Genomic DNA, 1,238 nt, shown 5'->3' on the forward strand with positions numbered 1-1,238 from the left:
CGCCGACCGCGCCATCCTGGTGCAGACCGACGTCGAGACCCAGCCGCTGGCCGTCGCCAAGGTCCTGAAGGCCCTGGTCGAGAAGGAAGCCCCCGGGCTGGTGATCCTCGGCAAGCAGGCGATCGACGACGACTGCAACCAGACCGGCCAGATGCTGGCGGCCCTGCTCGGCTGGGGCCAGGGCACTTTCGCCTCCAAGGTCGTGCCGGCGGGTGATGCCGTGGCGGTCACCCGCGAGATCGACGGCGGTCTTGAGGTGGTGTCGCTGGCGCTGCCGGCGGTGGTGACGGCTGATTTGCGGCTGAACGAGCCGCGCTACGCCTCGCTGCCCAACATCATGAAGGCGAAGAAGAAGCCGCTGGAGACCGTCACCCCGGACAGCCTGGGCGTCGACGTGACGCCACGCCTGACGACGCTGAAGGTGACCGAGCCCGCCAAGCGCAAGGCCGGCGTCAAGGTCGCCGACGTCGCCGCCCTGGTCGACAAGCTGAAGAACGAGGCGCGGGTGGTCTGAGGACTGGTTGAACCGGGATGCCCCCTCCCCATCCCTCCCCCGCCCTCGGCGGTGGAGGGGGTAGAACGCTTGCCGACGTGAAGCATTCGCGAAGCGGCGGCAGTCCCCTCTCCCGCCAGAGCGGGGGAGGGTTAGGGAGGGGGCACTCGCCAGCCAACACTCCGCCACCCGCCAACCAAGGACCGCCCCCATGACCATCCTGATCCTCGCCGACCACGACAACGCCGGCCTCAAGCCCGCCACCGCCCACGCCGTCACCGCCGCCGCCAAGCTCGGTGCCGACATCCACCTCCTGGTCGCCGGCAAAGGCGCCCAGGCCGCCGCGGCGCAGGCCGCCACGCTCGCCGACGTCGCCAAAGTGCTGGTCGCCGATGACGCCGCCTATGAGCACGCGCTGGCCGAGCCGCTGGCCGCCCTGCTGGTGTCGCTCGCCCCCGGCTACAGCCACATCCTCGGCGCCGCCACCTCGGTGGCCAAGAACGTGCTGCCGCGCGTCGCGGCGCTGCTCGACGTCGCGATGATCTCGGAGATCACCGCCGTCGTCACCGCCGACACCTTCGAGCGGCCGATCTACGCCGGCAACGCCATCGCCACCGTCCGGTCGGCCGACGCGGTGAAGGTCGTCACCGTCCGCACCACCGCCTTCGAGGCGGCCGCCGCGGGCAACAGCGCGCCGATCGAGAGCGTCGCCCCGGTGGCCGACCCCGCCCTGTCGCGCTTCGTC

Annotated in this window: 1 protein-coding gene and 1 pseudogene; both read left to right on the forward strand. The window is 71.6% G+C overall.

All coding sequences use genetic code 11. The annotated features are described in order from the left end of the window. A partial coding sequence (locus TSO352_RS24565) for an electron transfer flavoprotein subunit beta/FixA family protein (protein ID WP_109110854.1) occupies positions 1–514 on the forward strand: 514 nt, incomplete at its 5' end. Positions 515–704: 190 nt separating this feature from the next. Next, positions 705–1,238 (forward strand): annotated as a pseudogene (locus tag TSO352_RS24570) (electron transfer flavoprotein subunit alpha/FixB family protein); the annotation flags it as partial.

Origin of the sequence: Azospirillum sp. TSO35-2, assembly GCF_003116095.1 — a bacterium.
Lineage (GTDB): Bacteria > Pseudomonadota > Alphaproteobacteria > Azospirillales > Azospirillaceae > Azospirillum.